General features: G+C 63.7%; 16 protein-coding genes. 4 read left to right on the plus strand and 12 right to left on the minus strand.

Annotated elements, in window-relative coordinates; all coding sequences use genetic code 11:
* Positions 1–7: 7 nt before the first annotated feature.
* From AC1DRD_RS19585 to AC1DRD_RS19600, 4 genes are all read right to left on the minus strand, one after another.
* Positions 8–997, minus strand: coding sequence for a CFI-box-CTERM domain-containing protein (locus AC1DRD_RS19585; RefSeq protein ID WP_478042709.1), 990 nt, complete (start codon positions 995–997; stop codon positions 8–10).
* A gap of 729 nt (positions 998–1,726) precedes the next feature.
* Entirely contained in the window at positions 1,727–4,075 is a 2,349-nt protein-coding gene (locus AC1DRD_RS19590; RefSeq protein ID WP_478042710.1) for a S8 family peptidase, read from the minus strand.
* A gap of 133 nt (positions 4,076–4,208) precedes the next feature.
* Positions 4,209–5,240, minus strand: coding sequence for an AAA family ATPase (locus tag AC1DRD_RS19595; protein WP_478042711.1), 1,032 nt, complete (start codon positions 5,238–5,240; stop codon positions 4,209–4,211).
* A 1-nt stretch (position 5,241) separates the two neighbouring features.
* Positions 5,242–5,607, minus strand: coding sequence for a hypothetical protein (locus AC1DRD_RS19600; protein ID WP_478042712.1), 366 nt, complete (start codon positions 5,605–5,607; stop codon positions 5,242–5,244).
* Positions 5,608–5,901: 294 nt separating this feature from the next.
* On the opposite strand from AC1DRD_RS19600, the gene AC1DRD_RS19605 reads away from it, so the two are divergent.
* Positions 5,902–6,936 (plus strand): IS110 family RNA-guided transposase, encoded by a 1,035-nt coding sequence (locus AC1DRD_RS19605; RefSeq protein WP_478042713.1) that lies wholly within the window; start codon positions 5,902–5,904, stop codon positions 6,934–6,936.
* Positions 6,937–7,297: 361 nt separating this feature from the next.
* On the opposite strand, the gene AC1DRD_RS19610 is transcribed toward AC1DRD_RS19605, so the two are convergent.
* Positions 7,298–9,082, minus strand: coding sequence for a retropepsin-like aspartic protease (locus tag AC1DRD_RS19610; protein ID WP_478042714.1), 1,785 nt, complete (start codon positions 9,080–9,082; stop codon positions 7,298–7,300).
* Between the two features lie 195 nt (positions 9,083–9,277).
* On the opposite strand from AC1DRD_RS19610, the gene AC1DRD_RS19615 reads away from it, so the two are divergent.
* Positions 9,278–10,003 (plus strand): DUF6629 family protein, encoded by a 726-nt coding sequence (locus AC1DRD_RS19615; RefSeq protein ID WP_478042715.1) that lies wholly within the window; start codon positions 9,278–9,280, stop codon positions 10,001–10,003.
* Positions 10,004–10,057: 54 nt separating this feature from the next.
* Here AC1DRD_RS19615 and AC1DRD_RS19620 read toward each other — a convergent pair whose 3' ends face one another.
* Genes AC1DRD_RS19620 through AC1DRD_RS19635 form a run of 4 tightly spaced genes read right to left on the minus strand, consistent with a single transcriptional unit; the run spans position 10,058 to position 11,078 of the window.
* Entirely contained in the window at positions 10,058–10,366 is a 309-nt protein-coding gene (locus AC1DRD_RS19620; protein WP_478031939.1) for a hypothetical protein, read from the minus strand.
* Positions 10,363–10,677, minus strand: a complete 315-nt coding sequence (locus AC1DRD_RS19625; RefSeq protein ID WP_478042716.1) for a hypothetical protein — start codon at positions 10,675–10,677, stop codon at positions 10,363–10,365. The genes AC1DRD_RS19620 and AC1DRD_RS19625 overlap by 4 nt, the downstream gene beginning before the upstream one ends.
* On the minus strand, positions 10,677–10,802 hold the full coding sequence (locus tag AC1DRD_RS19630; protein WP_478042717.1) for a hypothetical protein: 126 nt from the start codon (positions 10,800–10,802) through the stop codon (positions 10,677–10,679). Before AC1DRD_RS19630 ends, AC1DRD_RS19625 begins: the two co-directional genes overlap by 1 nt.
* 57 nt (positions 10,803–10,859) lie before the next feature.
* Positions 10,860–11,078, minus strand: a complete 219-nt coding sequence (locus AC1DRD_RS19635; protein WP_478042718.1) for a hypothetical protein — start codon at positions 11,076–11,078, stop codon at positions 10,860–10,862.
* Positions 11,079–11,328: 250 nt separating this feature from the next.
* Here AC1DRD_RS19635 and AC1DRD_RS19640 point away from each other — a divergent pair, with 250 nt between their 5' ends.
* Positions 11,329–12,945 (plus strand): DUF1800 domain-containing protein, encoded by a 1,617-nt coding sequence (locus AC1DRD_RS19640; RefSeq protein ID WP_478042719.1) that lies wholly within the window; start codon positions 11,329–11,331, stop codon positions 12,943–12,945.
* 18 nt (positions 12,946–12,963) lie between these two features.
* Positions 12,964–14,178: a DUF1501 domain-containing protein gene (locus tag AC1DRD_RS19645; protein ID WP_478042720.1), complete on the plus strand. Its 1,215-nt coding sequence runs from the start codon at positions 12,964–12,966 to the stop codon at positions 14,176–14,178.
* 46 nt (positions 14,179–14,224) lie between these two features.
* Here AC1DRD_RS19645 and AC1DRD_RS19650 read toward each other — a convergent pair whose 3' ends face one another.
* The 3 genes from AC1DRD_RS19650 to AC1DRD_RS19660 form a co-directional block, all read right to left on the minus strand.
* The gene (locus tag AC1DRD_RS19650; RefSeq protein ID WP_478031947.1) at positions 14,225–15,004 is read right to left on the minus strand and encodes a helix-turn-helix domain-containing protein; all 780 of its coding nucleotides are present in this window, start codon (positions 15,002–15,004) and stop codon (positions 14,225–14,227) included.
* Positions 15,005–15,144: 140 nt separating this feature from the next.
* Positions 15,145–16,524 (minus strand): glycoside hydrolase family 28 protein, encoded by a 1,380-nt coding sequence (locus tag AC1DRD_RS19655; RefSeq protein ID WP_478042721.1) that lies wholly within the window; start codon positions 16,522–16,524, stop codon positions 15,145–15,147.
* Positions 16,525–16,857: 333 nt separating this feature from the next.
* Positions 16,858–19,392 (minus strand): TonB-dependent receptor, encoded by a 2,535-nt coding sequence (locus tag AC1DRD_RS19660; protein ID WP_478032036.1) that lies wholly within the window; start codon positions 19,390–19,392, stop codon positions 16,858–16,860.
* Positions 19,393–19,416 lie beyond the last annotated feature (24 nt).

The following is a 19,416-nucleotide window of genomic DNA, read 5'->3' on the forward strand; positions in this document are numbered from 1 at the left end:
GACTGCTCTACTTTGCCAGCAACCAGCTTGCCAACCACACCATCGGGCGAACCACGACGGCGCGCGAGATGGACCTTCGTAGGTCGGTTCTCGCAATAAATGCCGCCGCGCTCGGGCCGACGCGATAGTAAACGGCGATAGCCTTTTGACCCCATCCGCGCCGGCGTAGCCAGTCGTCACGGAATGCCTGCAAGAAGGTCACATGTGGATGCTGCGGATCGCCCATGCTCGCAGTGATCACAAAGCACGCTTCCGCCTTCTTCTTCTCGATGGCAGGGGGAGCGTAGGATGGATCAAGCGCTCGCAATTGGTTCGCCGCCTCGTCCATCTTGGCTTTGAGTGTTGCTTCGTATTGAGGAGACAGCGTCCAGGCCTTGGCAGCGTTCTGGTCGAACCGGTCGCGATAGCTGACCCCCTCAATGTTGTCCTTGCAGATGTGGACGATGTTTTCGAGCGTGAGCCTATCCGTTGGATCCCAGCTATGAACCGTAGCGAGCGCATCGATCATCTGGCCCATCTGATTAAGGTAGTTGGCCCAGCTACTATCAAGCGACACATATTCCAGCATGTGGTCGCGAGCCAGCTTGTAGATCGTGACGATCAGATGATTGGCATCGAGTATAACTGACTGCAATGTAGCATCGCGAGCGTCGGGCTCCGCGTTGGCTATTGCGTGATTAAAGGCGACAAGCATCTCTCCCACGCGGAGGTTAACGAGCGTCGTCTGCCACCCTGCGGCTTTACCCTTGCCGATCCATGCCGCCGAATTGTTTGGATCGGATTCCAGCACCCTATTAAAATAAGAGAGCGCTTCGGCGTTATTTCCCGCCAAAGCGGCAGTCTGCGCCATTCCCATTAGCGTCGCTATAGTTGCGGCTGGCGCGGCGCCCTCCTGCCCGACGATTGCGCCGCAGTACGGGCAAGCGGGATTTACTACGTCGCTTGGTACCTGGATGTCCTTATGGCACGCCGGGCATACGGCAGCGATAAAACTCATCTTCCTCCCCCCAAATAATTCTGTCCGAGCGCTTGCTGCAAATGATCAGCCACGCGATTGCAGGCGATCATTTGTGACCTCCCGCGGGCCGTGTTCATTCTCGCGCGATTTAAGGCATCACGCCGATAAACGGGCGCCGCGCTCCTCGCGCAATCGGACTATACGTCGCCATAGATCTGCCTCCCGAATATCGGTGCCGACAATGTATCTCCTGTGTCGAATCGCGCGTCATATATTGCGTCCATTTTGGCTTGATCAGGCCGGTGATAGAGCCTGGAAAATGCGCGGCTGCCGACTGCTAGTGTCGATCGTGCCGCCGCATGGCGCGCTCCTCGAATATGAGACGCTGACCGGCGACGAGATCAAGCAGATCGCCGCGGGCGAGAACATCAACCGCCCGACACGGGAGCGACAGCATCGACCCTGCCGAGCAGCGGGACGTCGATCCCGAAGACGCGGCGCCCGTCGGGGGCCGTTCAGGAATCCGGCGCCGGCTGGGGCTTAACGCTTCTACGATTGCTCGGAAAACGAGAGGCCCTTCCCATGTGAGCGGGGAGGGCTTTTTGTCGTGGCGCTTCGGCTTGCAAGCGATTCCGGCAATCAGCACTGGGCAGGCTCGTCCGCGAGGTGGCGAGCCGCAGCCGAACGTAAGCTGTGTGCCTTTACATGGTAGGCTGGGGTTCAGGCGCCACGCGGCCAGTGTTGGCCTTTAGAATTATGGGGCTGATATTAGACGCCTTCGGCCGAAGCCCTGACCGCAGGGCGGAGGCGGAGCCGCACCTCATCATATAACCCTACCAGCCCCGGCATACCTATCGTCACGGCGACCCCGAAGGGAATGCTGTCGTCGATCACACCCCCTTGGTCCGGGTCACGCTGGATGTGGATAGGGATCGATAAACCCGGGCCAATGACAGGCGCTTGATCGCCGCGCCACGATCGAGTGAAAACTGTGCCGCGATTGGTCTGGTTAGTATCGGGCTGATTGCTGTGACTTGCGACTGCGAGATCGCCGAGCCCAAGCGGCTCGATGATCTTGAGTCGGCATGTCCGATAGCGCTTCCGTCCGGGTGAGACTGGGGTGAACCAGGCGACGGTCGCTGAGAGCGAGTGAAGTCGCGCCTGGCCCGACATGCATTGCGGCACCGGCACGTTGAGCGTGGTTATCTGATTAGACGCCAGCATCCCGGTCGCCCAGAACGTTGCCCGATCCTCGGCGCACGCGACTGCATCATCGGGGTCTACCCAGCCATAACCCAGGAAGCGGCGAATATTGTCCTTCTGCCGCACGTGCTGGCGACCATCGGCCGGCCCGAGCACCGATCGTAGGACCGAAGCCGAATCTTCATGCCAATGCGCGGGATGGATAAGAAGCGCTTTCAAGAGAACCGCGCGCTGGTGATGCGAGAGACCGGTGAACTGATCGCCATATACCGCTTCGAGGCTGTCGTGGATGCGGTGACATGTCCTTGCTGCAAGCGCGGTCGCTGCACTCGTGCCGCTCGTATAGCCCAGTCGGTTTTCGTCACCCGCCGCCGGCGGCGCGGCGACCTTGAGACCGGCAACTCGCGATGGGCGCGAGGGCCGGACGTCGACATGATCATGCGTGCGAACGACATGCACATGCTCGCGGCTACCGGGCATTAGGATGTCAGGCTTGACCGAACTCGCGAACCCGGGCCCCAGATTGCTCGACGGATTGGCAATCCTGAGATCGGGAAAAGGGTCGACGTGCAGCCCGGCACCAACCCGCGCTGCGGGCAGGATCGCGTCTTCGTTGCAAGCCCCGACGGTAACGCCGTTGACCGTTTCGGCAGGGGCAAAGAGCCGCCGGTCCGCGACAACGGCACCAAGAGCGGCAATCATTGCCGCTGAGCGCTCGCGCGGATCGGCCGCTTCGAGCTCGGCTCCGCTCGCAAAGGTTGGCACACCAAAGGGCGCGTCGTTGTTGCCGGCGCTAACCAGGAACAGGCAACCGAAGTGATATGAGAGCCGGTCGAGCAGCCGCGCCCAAGCTGATAACTGGCCATGAAAAGGCCGACGCCAGTTGCCGAGCGAAAGATTGATAATGAGAACGTCGGGAGCTGTCGGCGCATCTCCTGCGCGCATGCGCTGGAGCGCAAGGTAGATTATGTCGACAACCAGCCGGTCGGGTGGAAACCTATCGCCATTCCCCATGACCGGGACGACGTGAATGCGGCGAGGCAAGGGGGCTTCGCTCCGGTTTCGATCACCATGGACAATGAGCGACGCCATGGCTGTTCCATGCACGCGGTTCGTCACGAGCGCGTCAGGCTCGAGAGCAAACGGATCGTCCAAGTCGATATGATTGGCGAGCACCGGATGAGCCGCCACGGGAACGCCGTCGAGCAACGCTAGGATGGGTCGTCCGAGAGCGGCAGACTGACCGCCCGATATAGCGAAGTCCTCTGGATCGGCGAGTTCGATCCCGGTCGCGACGCTTTGCGGCCGAATATGCATAACGGGCTCAAGCCCGGCTAGCCCTTCGCTCCCGCGTTCAACTATCTGGCGGACGGCCCAGACGGGAAGGTCGGCCAAGACGGCATGATAAGCGATGTCATCGATCCGGGCGCGCGACACCGTGCGGCCATCGCAGCGCGCGACGAACCGACGGACCTCATCTTCAGCGATCGCACCTTTATCCGCACTCGCGCGGTAGATCAGCTCGATCTCCAGCCGAAGAAGATAGTCGTCGGACTCGCCCTCGATCTCGGTCGCAAGTTCGGCTGCGTCGAGCGCCTGGACGCGATCCTGTGGACCCCATGGACGCAAGTCCCGCAGCAACTGGAAGACGTTGCGCCACGGGGTCTCGCCAAGGATAAGCGCGCCGCGCAGCCAGCGCGACCAGAGCGACTCCAGCTGGCGTAAGGCTTCGAGGTCGGGCATCAGCAGGTAGGCGACGGGGTCCTTATCGCCTTCCTCAGCGATCAGCTCCTCCTCGTCGACCAGTTCAAGCCCCGGCACGCGCTGGATCGCATTGGCGAAATCGGAAACCGTGCCACGGACCTCGAATACCAGCAGGCGTTCGGGCGCAAGCGCGGTAGCATCCGCGCGCATCTCAAGCGGATTGCCCCGTTCGAGTAGTCGGCGCAATCTCTCGAATTTTGGCCCGATCGCCTGGCGTTGGCGATCTTGGCTGAACGCGTCCGGCGGCGGAACGTAACGCGGGATTCCTACCGGCCTAGGCCGACTATTCTCCGTGTTCAGCCGCAGTAGCGGCTTGGTTGGATCGCTTGGCATCTATCGCCTCGGGCGTTACGCGCGAGGTCCAGAGATCAAGCTCGGCAGCAAGTGCTGCATCGATATTGACTTCCCCCAGCCCCAATATCTGCCGGCGACGTACGTTCTGGCAAAAGTCCAACGCCTCGGCATAACTTACCATACCAAGCTTGCCCGCGATTTTCGCCAGCGGCAATCCCGGACGGGCCGGCCAACCATCAATAATTCGCTCCAAATAGGATGTAATCGACTTCCGGTCGGGTGCCGGGAAAGCGAGACGCATTTGGAACCGGCGCCAAACCGCACGATCGAGCAATTCGCCATGATTGGTTGCGGCGCAGATGATAACGTAGCTCGGCAATTGATCGAGCTGCATTAGAAGGAAGGAGACAACCCGCTTGATCTCACCTGTTTCGTGCGTGTCGCCGCGCTCTTTGCCGATGGCATCGAACTCGTCGAAGAACAGCACGCTCGGCTGCGTCCGGACATAGTCGAACAACCGGCGCAATCGAGTGTTGGTCTCGCCGAGGAAGCTGCCAATGAGCGCGTCGTAACGCACCACGAAGAACGGTAGCCCAAGGGCTTCGGCAATGCCTTCGGCAAACGACGTCTTGCCATTGCCGGGCGGTCCAGAGAGCAGTACGCGGTGGCGGGGCTCATAACCGTGCGCGCGCAAGACATCGGCGCGCGCGTGTTCCTCGATCAGTTGGCGTCCACTTTCGCGCGCGGGCAGGGGCAGGAGCAATTGGTCCATCTGGATGCGCGGCTCAAGTTCGAGGATCGCATCACGGCCATTGGCGGAATTGTTAGGCTGCGCGGAGGTCGAAAGGGCGGGCGGCGTCACCGCCACGGTCGACAGCGCGCGCTGGAGGCGGTCGGCAACTGCGAAATGTCTCTTCGCGCGTTCGTCGGCCATCAAGGCTTCCGCCGCATCGCGCAACAATTGCTTGTCGCCCGAGGCACCAGCCCGCACGATCGATACTATGAGGTCGCTGCGCGCCATCTCAGAACAACTCACCCCCCACGTGAATCGTCGCTAAACGATTCAGAAAATTAGCTGAAGCGGCTCTGCATGTCGTCAGGCCGAGCCAGACAACGGGCCGAGTCGAATCGATTTCGCGCTCAAGCGAATCCCGGAGGCGTTCTGCCAGACCGGCTGCTCCGTGAAAACGAACAGCCGCCCCGCCTTGGACATCGGTTTCGACAATATCCACAGGTATAGTCAGGAAAGTGTGGACAAGCAGGGGCAAAAATCCGGCAGAAATCTCCTGCCCGCGCCCTGAGATGCGACGATGCGACGTGTGTCGCGCGAAAGCGGAACCGGTGTGCGCGGTATGGCGCGTCCAGACTTCCGTTGTCAGCTTCGCCATGTGCTCGAATTCTGACTGCGACTCATTCATCGCTTCGATATACCATAAAGGAGAAAATGTTCACTATATGTTCTTAATTTGTTACGCGCGCGCCTGATCGAACCAGGGGCATATGGTGAAGGGCGCCGTCGCCTATGACGATCTGGCCAGGACCGACCCCGGGCTGATCGCGAAGATCGAGGCGATCATGGGTTACGGTGATGGTGTGGACGGCGCTCTGTTGAGGGTTTGAGTCGGCGATGCCGAGCCTCCACGGTGTGATTGTCAAAGATCCACCTGAGGAGCACCATCCACATGAGCAAGATAGTCGCCGATCTTTCGGCTGTCACGACGGTCAGCATCGATCTGGCCAAGCATGTATTCCAGGTTCACGCGGTCGATGCGAGCGGCAAGGTGATTGTCGCCAGGTCGCTGCGCCGGGGCGAGGTTCTGCCGTTTTTCGCATCGCTGCCGGACTGCCTTGTCGGCATGGAGGCATGCGGTTCAGCCCATCACTGGGGGCGCGAGCTGATGGAGCTGGGTCATACGGTGAAGCTGATCCCGCCGGTCTATGTGAAGCCCTTCGTCAAGCGACAGAAGAACGATGCCAATGACGCGGCGGCGATCTGCGAGGCGCTGTCCCGCCCGGGGCTGCGCTTCGTCAAGGTTCGCTCGATCGCCAACCAGGCGGTGCTGATGCAACACAAGGCTCGCGAGATGCTGGTGGTCCAACGCACCCAGCTCCTCAACGGCTTGCGCGGACATCTGGCCGAGGTGGGCGTGATCGCGGCGCAAGGCACCTGCAACATGCGCGCGCTGGGCGCCCTGATCCATGAAGGCGATCCCGTGATACCTGAAGCGGTGCGTGCCAGCCTGATGCCACTGGTCGTCCAGATCGCGCACCTCGATGAAGCGATCAAGGCGATCGACGCGGATATCGCCGTACAGGCCAGAGCCGATCCCGTGTCGAACCGGTTGATGACCATCCCCGGCATCGGTCCGGTCACCGCCTCGGCGCTGGTCGCAACCATCGGCGATCCGGCGAGCTTCTCGGGCCCGCGCGAGTTCGCGGCGTTCCTGGGCCTGGTCCCGCGCCAGCATTCCAGCGGCGGCAAGGCCCGGTTGGGGCGTATCACCAAGATGGGCAACAGCTATTTACGCAAGCTGCTCGTGGTGGGCGCACACGCCGTGCTGCACCATCAGGCCCGGCACGACGATCCGCTGCGCACCTGGGCAAGGAAGCTCTTGGCCACCAAGCCGTTCAAGCTCGTCGCGATTGCGACCGCCAACAAGCTGGCGCGCATGGCGTTCGCGCTGATGACCCGCGACACACGCTACGCCGGCGCCTGATCGGCCAGCGCGCACGACATCCAGGGTGACCAAGAGGTGATGTGACAGAAACGGACACAGGCTGCCAAACCCGGTGCACTGGCTGCGCAACAACAGCGCGATACGGTGATAGGGGTCAACAGCACAGGCGGACAAACATCAGGGCCAGTGATCAACCATCACGCCAAACAGGCCGAAGACATGACCGCACCCGGAATACGTAACTTCAGCTCTTTACACCCTTGATCGCAGGGCGCCGTCCAGACATGACAGTTTACTAAATTCGCGGAGCGGTCAGGTCAGTCAAGCGCTAACGCGATCGTAAAAATCGGGCCTAGATTATCCCGTGCCTGCCCCCAAAAACCAACCCTCACCCACCCCCTCACCCACCGGGCACCGCCAACATCTCCCGCAACACGATCTCCGCATCCCGCTCCTGCCCATCCCTGGCGTAGCGCACCCGCACCCGCGTCCCCGGCGCCTGCGTGAATGCCCGCGTGACGTCGCCGCCGCCCAGCTCGTGCGCGCTGCGGCCATCGACGCTGAGCAGCTTGTCGTTCTTGCGCAGGCCCGCCTGCGCCGCCGGTCCGCCGTCGTTGACGAAGCTCACCAGGATCGTGTCCGGGTCGGTCTTGAGCGCGCGCAGCCCGGCGCGGCTGAACGGCACCGGCACATAGCCCGGCACATAGTCCATGCAGACGCGCGAGCGGCCGTAATCGAACGTGATCGTGTAGTTCGCCAAGATATTGGTGCCGAGATTGCCGGCCTCGCTGATCGACAGAGCGACGCCGCCCTTGTCGTCGGTCGTGCGGATCATCGGATAGCGCACCGTGCCGCCGCCGACGGCGAAGGTCTGCGCGTAATTCACCCAGTTGCGCGACGGCCCGCCGGCGCCATAGGACACCGCCTCTACCCCGCGATTGTAGCGCGCGGTGACGCCCGTTTGCTTCAGCCAATGGGCATAGAGCTGCAGCGATCCGTTGTTGCCGGTATCCATGGTGAACGGCGCGCGGATGCCGTCGAGCTGGGCCTCGATCGTCGGCATGTCGCTGGTGAACCGCGCCGCCACCCAGCCGCTCTTGCACGTCACGGCGCTGTCGCGCGGCAACAAGGTCATCGTGCCGGCGCGATAGTCGATCCGGACGATGAAGCGCTCGACCACTTCCAGCCCGAGCAGGCCGTCGAGCGGCGGTTGCGCGCCGCGCTCGAACGTCGAATAGCCGAGATCGAGGATCGAGAAGAATTGATCGCGCAGCACCGCGTCGCCGATGCGGACTTCCTTCACGCGGGTGAATTGCTCCGCGAGCGTCCCCGCGCCGCTGCCGCCGCTGCGCGTCCCGCCGACGGGCGTGAGCCCAAGCGCGCGCGCCGCATCGGGCGACAGGATGCTGTGCCCGCCAGTGTCGAACAGGAAGTGCATCGGCCGGCCGTTGACGCTGGCCGCGATTTCGAGCTGGGGAAAGGCCGTCGCGGCGACCGTCGTGCCCGCGGACGGGATCGTGTGATCGTCGGGCTGGCGCGGCGCCGCATAGCTGTCCGCCGGCGCCCGGGGAAGCAGGCGATAGCTGTCGATGGCGATCCGCTCTTCGTTATTGCCGTCGGACCGCACGATCGAGAAGGGCAGCCGCCGCCCCGCGACCGCGCGATAATCGGTGTAGCGCGTCTCTACCTTGTAGAACCAGTCCTGCTCGACCGCGCGCGCCAGTTCGCCCGACGCCGCGTCGAACCACAATTCGACCGGCTCGCCGCCGCGCGGGGTGGCGGTGAGCACCGAATAGTGCCGTCCCTTGTCGGTTCGCGTGACCGCCGCTCCGCGCTGCGCACCACCGAACCCCGCCTGCATCCAGCCGAACCGGGCGAGCCAGGCGCTGGTCCGCGTCCGCCGCTCAGCGAACTGGCTGTCGAGCTTGTGGCTGCCGCCCGACCGTTCGATCCGCCAATGCGTGCGGCCGTCGTAAATGTCGGCGGTCTTGAACGCTTTCAGGTCGGTGCGCGTGGCGAAGCGGCCGTCGCCCAAGTCGTTGACCGAGCGCCAATCGCCGTTCAGCCCTTCGGCGGCGATCGTCCCGGTCGCGACCAGCGTCTCGTGGGGTTGCCATTTGCTCGCCGGCGCGCTCCCGATCAGCACCAACGCCGCGCCGGCGATCATCCAGTTCATTCGCACCATGTTCGTCTCCTTGGCAGACGCGATAGCGCGGGCTCACCCCTCCGGTCTTGAACGGGATTAACGTGACTTACGGTGCCGGGCCTGGCGATCGACGCGAGAGGCTGCCCGCGTCCCGAACCGTTGCTCGCCAACATGCTGGCTATATGCCGGGAATAGCTCCACACGGTTTCTCGTCCATTGGCCGGAGAAAATCGCATGTGCTTTTCGGCCACGTCCAGCTTCATCGCCTCGGGCGTGATCGGGGCGATCGGCGTTGCGACGCTTCGCCACGTGCGCGAGCCGCGGGCGCTGCTGTTCGCCTCCGTGCCGATGCTGTTCGCGGTGCACCAGTTTACCGAAGGATGGGTCTGGCTCGGCCTTGACGGGCGGATCGGCAAGCTCGCGCTCGACCATGTCGCCTTCCTGTTCATGCTCTATGCCCAGGGCATCCTGCCGTTGCTGATGCCGGCCGCGGTCGTGCTGATGGAGCCGCCCGGCTGGCGTCGCGGTGCCATTCTGGCGCTGACGGGCATCGGCGCGGTCGTCTGCGTGTGGGATGTTACCGGGCTGATCTTCCTGCCCAGCCGGTGCTTCATCGAGCAGGATTCGATCGCCTATCGCAACCACATGACGGGCAATTTCTGGATATCCTGCCTGTATGTCCTCGCCACCTGCGGCGCGTTGCTGTTGTCGACCCATCGCGTCGTCAGATGGTATGGCGCGATCAACGTTGTCGCGCTGACGATCGCAGAGATCGTCAAGCAATATGCCTTTGCCTCGGTCTGGTGTTTCTACGCCGCGATCATGAGCGTGATCATCTATTGGCAATTCAGGCAACTGAAGATCGATGTCGAGACGCCCAATGGCATGTCGCCGATTCGTCGAGCCTTGCTCTTCCCCATCCTGCGCCTGACGAAGGCGGGTGGGGCGAGGGCTGACTGACTGCCCATGGCGGGAGGGGCCGATATCGCCTTCAACCCGCCGGAAACCGCCCCGTTAATGCCGCGACGGCTTCTTCTTCCCCGGACCGGCCGTGCCGCCGGATGACTCCCCCCGGCCGAAAAACGCCCCGCGCTCGTTGATGTCCTTGTACAATTCCTCGAGCCGGTTGACGTCGGCCACCACCTCGCGCTGTTCGGTCAGCCAGCGGTCGGTCGCGTCGTGGAGCGGCTCGCCGTTCCTGCCGTCATGCAGGGTGGCGCCCTGTTCGATCAGCCAGATCATGTCGTTGGCGCGCGAGCGTTGCAGCCGCAAATGCGTCATCCACTGCTCGACGATTCCGGAGGGAACGAGGCGATCCATCATCGGTCAGTCCGGCGCGCGCGGAGCGCCAGCGCCTGTTCGACGGCGGCGAGGCCCTCGGCGCTTTCGATCGCCAAATCGAGCGGCCGGCCGAGCCCGGCCTGATCGCTGTTGAGATACTCCATCGCGGCGGCGGGCCCCGCGAAGGATTGCAGCGCGAACGAGACGACGCGCCCCTGGCGCGCGATTTGTTCGGGCGTCAGGTGCGGTCGATCGCGGCGGCTGCGAAAGAAGGGCTTTTTCGGCGCCTGTTCGGACTGCGGCGCTTCGTCCGCCGCGACCACAGGCTGCTGGGGCGCGGCGGCCTTTGCCATCAGGAGCTCTTGCCTAGGGTCACCTTGACCGCGTTCTTGTCGATCGCGAGCGGCGTCGCGGGCTTGGCCTCAACCTTTTTGGGTTTGCGGATTTCGCGATTGCTGCGTTTCTGGGCCTTGGCCATGAGATATTCCTTCTTGATAGTGACGCCGGCCCGCGGCGCGGGCGCGGTAGCGATCGATCAGCGGTGACGCGAGAAGACGGGCACGCGCCGTGCCGTTTTGTTGATGATTTTCGATTTGAAGGCGCGGGCGATGATCGCGGTGTCGTCCATGTTCATCAGCGCCACGCGGGTGCCGCCGTCCAACAGGCTCTCGATCGCGCTGATCGGTACCTTGCGGCGGCCGCACAAGGCAGTCACCTCAGCCAAAGGAACGTTGAGATTGATGGCGCGGGACATGTGACCTCCTCGGCGGTTGAGCGGGAGCGTCTCGTCTCTCAGTCGACACCGTGCCCGGAGCGTCGATGCGATAGCCTTTATATGGGGGCGATGAGCGGCAGGCGCAATGACGCAGCTGTCGCGGCCGCCGCAGCTTGGCCGCGCCCTCCCTCAGCCAATCATGGCAAGTCGATTAAAAACGACGATTATTCGTCGACGACAGGAGCGGTTCAGGATCTGAAGCGTAGTGGACTCCCGAAGGATGGCCGATATGCGCGCACGCTCCGTCTCCGTTCTGCTGTTAGCGACACTCGCCACGCCCGCGCTGGCCGCCCCGCCGGCGCAAGAGTCGGCCGCCTGGGTGAACCGCCTGACCTGGGGCGCGTCCGCGGCGGACGGCGAGAGCGAAAAAGCGGGCAGCAGTCGCTGGCTCGACGCCCAGCTCAAACATCCCGACGATACGCTGCCACCCGAGGCCGCCGCCCAAATCGCAGCGATGCGGATCAGCCGCAAGCCGCTGGCGGCTTTGGTGGTCGAGCAGGATGCGGCGAGCCGCTATGCCAACAAGCTCACCGATCCTGCTCAGCGCGATGCCGCGCGCAAGGCGTATCAGCAGGACATGAACGCGCTCGCCAGTGAAGCGGCGACGCGATCCTTGCTGCGTGATCTCTACGCGCCCGACCAATTGCGCGAGCAGCTGACCTGGTTCTGGTTCAACCATTTCAACGTCCAGGCGCAGAAGCGCGACATCCGCGCGATGGTGGGGGATTACGAGGATACGATCCGCGACCATTCGCTGGGCAAGTTCCGCGACCTGCTGGAAGCGACGCTGAAGCATCCGGCGATGTTGCGCTATCTCGACAACGATCAGAACGCGGCCAACCATATCAACGAGAATTACGCGCGCGAGATCATGGAGCTCCACTCGATGGGAGTCGGGTCGGGCTATACGCAAAAGGACGTGCAGGAACTGGCGCGGATCCTGACCGGCGTCGGGGTCGATCTCAGCCCCAATGCGCCCAAGCTCAGCCCGCAGCGCCAGCCGCTCTACGTCCGCGCCGGGCTGTTCGAGTTCAATCCCAATCGCCACGATTTCGGCGACAAGCTGTTCCTTGGCCATACGATCAAAGGGAGCGGCTTTGGCGAGGTGGAGGAAGCGCTCGACCTGATCGCGCGGTCGCCGGCCACCGCGCGCCATGTCTCGGAGCAGCTCGCGACCTATTTCATGGGCGACAACCCGCCCGCTGCCGTGATCGATCGCATGACAGCGACCTGGCAAAAGAGCGACGGCGATATCGCGCAAGTGTTGCGCACGATGATCCGCGCGCCCGAATTCAGGCAATCGCTCGGCACCGTGTTCAAGGACCCGGTCCATTATGCGATTTCGTCGGTGCGCCTGATGTACGGCGACAAGGTGATCGTGAACGCGCAGCCGATCATCGGCTGGCTCAACCGCATGGGCCAGGGCCTGTATGCGCGCGAAACGCCCGATGGCTATCCGATGACCTCGGCCGCCTGGACCGGGCCGGGCCAGATGTCGGTGCGGTTCGAGATTGCGCGCCAGATCGGCGGCGGCGCGGCGGGGCTGTTCAAGCCCCCCGCTCCGCCCGCCGCCGTGGCTGCCGTGGGGATAAGCGGGGCGCCGGCGATGGCCAGTCCGATGGCATCGGAGATGATGGCGCCCGGGATGCCGACCGCCGCCGCTCCACCGCCACCGCCACCGCCGGCTGTTCCCATACCGGCGCTCCCCAAGCTGCAGAATGCCGCTTATTACAGCGCCATCGCACCGGCGCTGGCCGGGCAGACCAGGACGGCGCTGACCCAGGCTAGCTCGCCGCAGGAATGGAACGCATTGTTCCTGTCGTCGCCCGAATTCATGCATCGCTGACGCGAACGGAGAAGGCTTATGTTGCTCGATCGCCGTGACCTCATTGCCGGTGCCGCCGCGCTGGCGCCGCTGATCGTCGCCGGCCGCGCCTTCGCCGCGCCGCAAGCGGGCAGCCGGATGCTCGTCGTGTTCCTGCGCGGTGCCTACGACGCGGCGAATGTGATCGCGCCGACCGGAAGCGATTTCTATCACGCCTCACGCCCGACGATCGCGCTCGGCAAGCCCGATCCGGCCGACGCCAACGCGCCGATCGCGCTCGACGCCGATTGGAGCCTGCACCCGGCGCTCAAGGACTCGATCTATCCGCTATGGCAGAAGAAGCAGATCGCCTTCGTGCCCTTTGTCGGCACCGACGATATGAGCCGCAGCCATTTCGAGACCCAGGACACGATCGAGCTCGGCCAGCCGATCGGCGGCCATCGCAATTACAATTCCGGCTTCATGGCGCGGCTCGCCGCGGCGCTCGGCCAGGACAAGCCGATCTCGTTCACCGATCAACTGCCGCTCTGCTTTCGCGGTGGGCCGGTGATCCCGAACGTTGCCCTGGCGGCGGTCGGATCGAAACCCGCCGTGCCGCCCAAGGACGCCGCTTTGATCACCGCGATGTACAAGGGGCAGCATAGCGGGACGAACGACCTGGGCAGCTCGGTCGCCGCGGGGTTTCAGGTGCGCGACACCGTGTTCAAGACGGTCGACGAGGAAATGAAACAGGCGAGCCGCGGCGCGGTCAGTCCCAAGGGCTTCGAATTGTCGGCGCGGCGGATCGGGCGGCTGATGCGCGACCAGTTCAACCTCGCCTTTGTCGATGTCGGCGGGTGGGATACGCATGTCAATCAGGGCGGCGCACAAGGCTATCTGGCGACGCATATCGGCGAATTGGGGCGCGGCCTTGCCGGCTTTGCCGATGAGATTGGCCCCGATGCCTGGCGAAACACGACGGTCGTGGTCGTATCCGAATTCGGCCGCACCTTTCACGAGAATGGCGATAAAGGCACCGATCACGGTCATGGCAGCATCTATTGGGTGATGGGCGGCGGCGTGAATGGCGGGCGCATGGCGGGCCCCCAGGTCGCGCTGTCGCAAGCGACACTCAACCAGGGCCGCGACCTTCCCGTCCTGACCGATTACCGCTCGATGATCGGCGGGCTCGCGGCGCGGCAATATGGCCTGGCCGGCGACCGGCTTGGCACGGTATTCCCGGCGGCCAAACCAGTCGACTTGCTGCTCATCTGAAATCGGGGCGGGTTCGGCGGCGCGGGTTCTGGGCGCCGCCTCTCCCTCACTCGATGATCATGCCCACCACGTGCCAGGCGCCGTCCTCGCGCACGAGCGTGACGGTCTCCACCGCGTCGGCCTTGTTGGCATAGCGGGCTCGGAACTTCACGACCTCATAGCCATAAGGTGGCGCGGGCAGGTATTCCTCGCTGAGAAACGTCCGCGACATCACCGCGCCGAGAGAGGCGCGCATCTTTTCGGACACGTCGGTCCAGACCTGCACGGTGTTCATCTTGCGGAAGGAGGCGCCGGTTATCCGATAACTGTCGGCCCAGCGGTCCTGATCGACCAGCGCCAGCCATTGCCGCGTCGCGTCCATGACGTCCGCATTGGACTTCGTGTCGGCGGCAATTGGCGCCAGCGGGGGCGACGCGGCCTGAGGCAAAGCGACAAACGCCAATAGTCCGAGAGCAAAGGTCATGAGCAGCACTCCGATGACGATCCAGGGATGGCGGGTGACCCGCCCCGCGCCGCTGTTCGGCGCCCCTTCCTGATCCACGCCAACGCGGCTCGTGGCTTCCCCGATTCTTGCGTCCCCCAACAAATCGGGGGTCGGTGAGGCGGACGCGCCGCCCTCGGATTCGAACAACAAGCGCGCGGCTTCGCGGCTGCTGGACACCGCCATCTTGCGGCGCGCGTCGCGTAGTCGTTCGTTGATCGTGTGGACCGACAGGCCAAGGCTGCGCGCAACCGATTTGGCGTCGTGACCGCGGACGATCAGGCGAAGGGTCTGCTTTTCCTTCTCGGTCAGGGCGCCAAAGCCGTCTTTCACCGCCATGTTCATATCTCACCGGCCTAAGCCGGGTATAGGGTCGCAGCTACCCCGAAAAATTCGTACCTTCAGCGACGCCAGTCCGGCAATCGCCTAGAGTCCTTTTTCAGCTTCGCTGAATCGGTGCCGTTTCAGCTTTGCTGAAACAAACTCTAGGCCACCAACACCTGTCCATTCACCCGCACGCCGTCCAACCGCAGATCCCGGGTATGCGCGATCACGTTCCGCTCGCGCGCTTTGCCGACCGTCACGTCGCGGATCAGCACGTCCTCGACCGGCGCCGCTTCCACGCCGACGATGCGCAGCGCGCGGCCAGTATTGTGGCAATCGACGCGCTCGACGGTGAATTGCTTGTAGGTCGGGGGCGCGTTGCCGCCGCGGCTATGGTGATAGGCGGTGGTGAAATCGATCAGCGTGTCGCTGTCGCGCACCTTCACATCGCGCACGCGGACCTGGGCGATGGTGCCGCCGCGGTCGAGATTGGCCTTGAAGTACAGCGCCTGCTTGGCGTGGTGGACCTCCAGCCGTTCGGCGAAGATGTTGGACGCGCCGCCCGACATCTCGCTGCCGATCGCGATCGCGCCGGCGATATGGGTCGACATCTGGCAATCGCGGATGACGACGTTACGGGTCGGCCGACCGACCCGCCAGCCGTCCTGGTCGCGGCCCGATTTGATCGCGATACAGTCATCGGAAACGTCGAAGCGGCAATGTTCGATCAGCACGTCCTGGCACGAATCGGGGTCACAGCCGTCCGAATTGAGGTGGTGGCTGATCACCGTGACGCTGCGCACGATGACATTGGTCGAATAGACCGGGTGGATCGTCCAGAACGGCGAATCGACGAATTTCGGCCCGTCGATCAGCACATTGGTACAGCGGAAGAACTGGACGAAGGCCGGACGCAGGAAATGGCCGGGACCGAAGCGGCGATCGGCGACCGGCGTGCCGGCCTCGCCCATGTCGCGCAGCGCCGCCTTGTCGCGATCCTGGTGCGGGCGCCATTGGAAGAAGCCCTGCCCGCCCTGACCATCGCACACGCCCTGCCCGGTGATCGCGACGTTGGTGCAATCGCGCGCGTAAATCAGCGGCGAGTAATTATAGACTTCGATCCCTTCCCAGCGGGTGAGGACGATCGGCAGCACGATCTCCCCCGGTTTGCCGAAACGGAGCACGGCGTCGCGATCGAGATGGAGATCGACATTGGAACGGAGATGGATCGCACCGTTGATCCGCCACACCCCTGCCGGGACGAGCACGCGGCCGCCGCCGGCCGCGGCGCAGGTATCGATCGCCGCCTGGACGGCGAGGTGCGCCGGGGTGCCATGCCTGGCGCCGTGATCGAGGATCGAGAAGGTGGCGGCGGGGAAGACCGGTGCCCGCATTCGCGCGACGATCGCGTCGACCGGAGCCCAATCGTCGCGGGCGATATCGCGCGGATCGGAGCGAGGATCGGCGGCACGGCCGATCCCGGCGCGCGCCGCGGCGGCAAATGCCAGAGATCCCGCGACGACCGCGCGGCGATTGACCATCAAACCCCACCCTCTGCCGGGCAGTGCGCAACGACCTTGGCCGTCGCCGCGCCCGGACCCTATGCGTGTCGGTCGGCGCGCCCGAACTGGGGACGCCCAATGAGCAACGCCCAGTGAGCAGCGGATGCGACCCCGCGCCGACCGATCGTGACTGGTCCGCCCATCTCGCGTGCCCCCACAGCCGCGAGTACCCGGGCAACTGACCGACCCTCGATCTACCTGACCTTACCAGCCGGCTGCAGTCCGGAAAAGACCGGAGGCGCGGCGCGGCGCGCCGATCTTTTTGCTTGCCGGCTCTTTTTGCACGGCCGGCCGCAGGGCGCTGGCGCGCGATCAGAACTTCAGCCGCGCCGAGACCTGGAACGAGCGCGGTGGCAGGTAATTGAACTGGTCGAGCTGACCATAGCCGCTCTGATAGCTGGTGCCGTTGATCGTGACGGTCGGCGCGCCCGACGAGCTGTTGGCGATCGCGGTGACAGCGCGGCTGTTGAACACGTTGTTGACGGTTACGCCCAGCCGCAGGTTCCTGCCGATCTCCTGGCTGATCGCGAAATCGCCGATGCTATAGGGCTTGATGCGATACAGCCGCAGGTTCGGGTTGCCGTTGAACTCGGTGGCATATTGCGGACCGGTATATTTCTGATTGAACGACAGGCGGAAGCCGCCGTTGCGATAGATGAACCCCGCCGCCGCGGTGGAGAATGGCGCCTTGGCGATCTGCGCCCCGGTCGAAACGCTACGCGCATAATTGTACGATCCGTTGGCGAACAGAGTCAGGCCGGTGAGCGGCATATAGCTGACCTGGCCCTCGACGCCCTTGTACCGGACCTGGCCGATATTCACGAGCAGGGTCGTGTCGCAGCCGACCGTGGTGCAGGTGCCGATCTTGTTGTTGACGTTGATGATATAACCGTCGGCGTCGACCGAGAACTTGCTGCCGTGCCACACGGTGCCGATTTGATAATTGGTCGTGGTCTGCGGCTTGAGGCTATCGAGCGCGGTCGAAAGCTGGCCCGAGGACGAATAGAAACTCGACAGATCGGGGACGTACATGCCCTGGGCATATTGCGCGTAGAACGACCAGTTGGTCATCGCCTGCCAATTGACCGTCAGGAACGGCAGCGTCTTGGTCCAGGTCGCCGAGGTATCGAGCGGCAGGCGTGACTTCTGGTTGACCGCGGCATCGATCGAGCGGTTGAAATGCACGTATTTGACGCCTGGGGTGATCGACAGGCTGGCGATCGGCCGGAATTCGAATTCGGCGAACAGCTGATACTGGTTCCATGTCGAATGCTGGACGTAGCCGATGTTGGCAAGTGTCGTCGGAGGCAGCGCGCTCGTCGCGGGGGTGCCGAGATTGGCTTTCTCATTATAGCTCGGTTGGCCCGTCGTGAGATCGAAATCGATATTGTGGCGGTCGGTGACGGCATATTCATACCAGCCGCCGACGCGAATTTTGCCCATCGAGAAATCGTAGTTGAGCTGGCCGATATAGCCGAACACGCGATATTTGTTCATTTTGCTATAGCCGAGGATGTCGGTCGCCGGCCCCGCCACCGCCTTGTATGGCGAGGCGGGCGTGCCCGCGCCGGAGAAGCCGGTGACGACATTGCCGGTATTTCCCGACCAGGTATTGTTGGTGTAGCCGTACATGTACGCACGGTTGTCCATCGAGAACCCCGATCCGAGATCGCTCTGCAGCCGCAGGTAGGAGAAATCGGTGGTCTTGTCGGTGCGGTTGTACTTCCAGTAATCCTGCTGCGTCGGATCGTTGCCCAGGCCGTAATTGCGGCCATAGACTCCGACATTCGAAGCGGTCGAGCAATTCTCCCCGGTCAATTGGGACAGCGGCTGGCCGTCGGCGCCGAGGGCCGCATTGGCGAAGGTTACCGTCTTTCCGGTGACGGGATCGACGGTCGTGTAACCCTTTTGCGCGCTGCCGCAGGTCGCACCTTTCAGCACGTCCGACTGATAATAATGGTTGCGGTTCCACGTACTCATGATGGTCAGCGTGTTGGCGCTGCCGATCGGCACCACCGCCTTGGCATAGAGGTTCTTCGAGCCGACCGGCGAATAGGTCAGCGCGCCGTCGGAGCGCAGATACTGGCCGGTCAGCACGATACGCGTGCCGCCCAGGCTGTCGATCTTGCCCGATTGGAGCTCGGCGCGGGCGACGAAGGTGTTCCAATTGCCCAGGATCGCCTCGACCTGGCCGCCCATCTGGTCCTTCACGCCGCGCGAATACATGTTGATGTTGCCGCCGAAGCTGGCCTGACCGAGCTGGCTGGCATTGCCCGGACCGCGGTCGACGACGACGGTCTCGATCGTGTTCGACGGGAAGAACGAGGTCGAATGGTGGGTCGGATTGTTGGTATCGGCGAAGGGGATCGAATCGTAAGTGACGTTATATTCGCCATCCTGGAACCCGCGGATCGTCGCCTTGGTCTCGCCCAGGCCATAGCCGTTGCCGGCACCCGAGATCGACACGCCCGGAGTCAGCGCGATCAGCTCGTTGAAGTCCGAAGTCGCGGTCGCATTGTCGATATAATCGCGGCTGACCGCCGATTGCGGCTGGGTGGTGGTAAGCGACGCGGTGATCGGCGCGCTTTCGGCGGCCCGCGACCCGGTGACGATGATGTCGGAGGAGGTCAGCGACTGCTTGTCGTTGGCCTGCCCCTTCTGGTTGGCACTGGTCGACTGGTCGTCGGCAGCGGGGGTCGACGCGTCCTTGGCGGGTGCGTTGGCATTGGCATCCTTGGCCACGGGCGCGGCGGCATCGGGGCCTGCGATCGCGGCCGCGGGAAGCAGGAAGGCGCCGGTCGCGGCGGCCGCGAGCAAGGTGGCACGGAAAACACGTCGGTTCATCATCATCCCCAGTTCGGCAAATAGGTC

It is taken from the genome of Sphingomonas sp. P4_G2, from assembly GCF_056401155.1.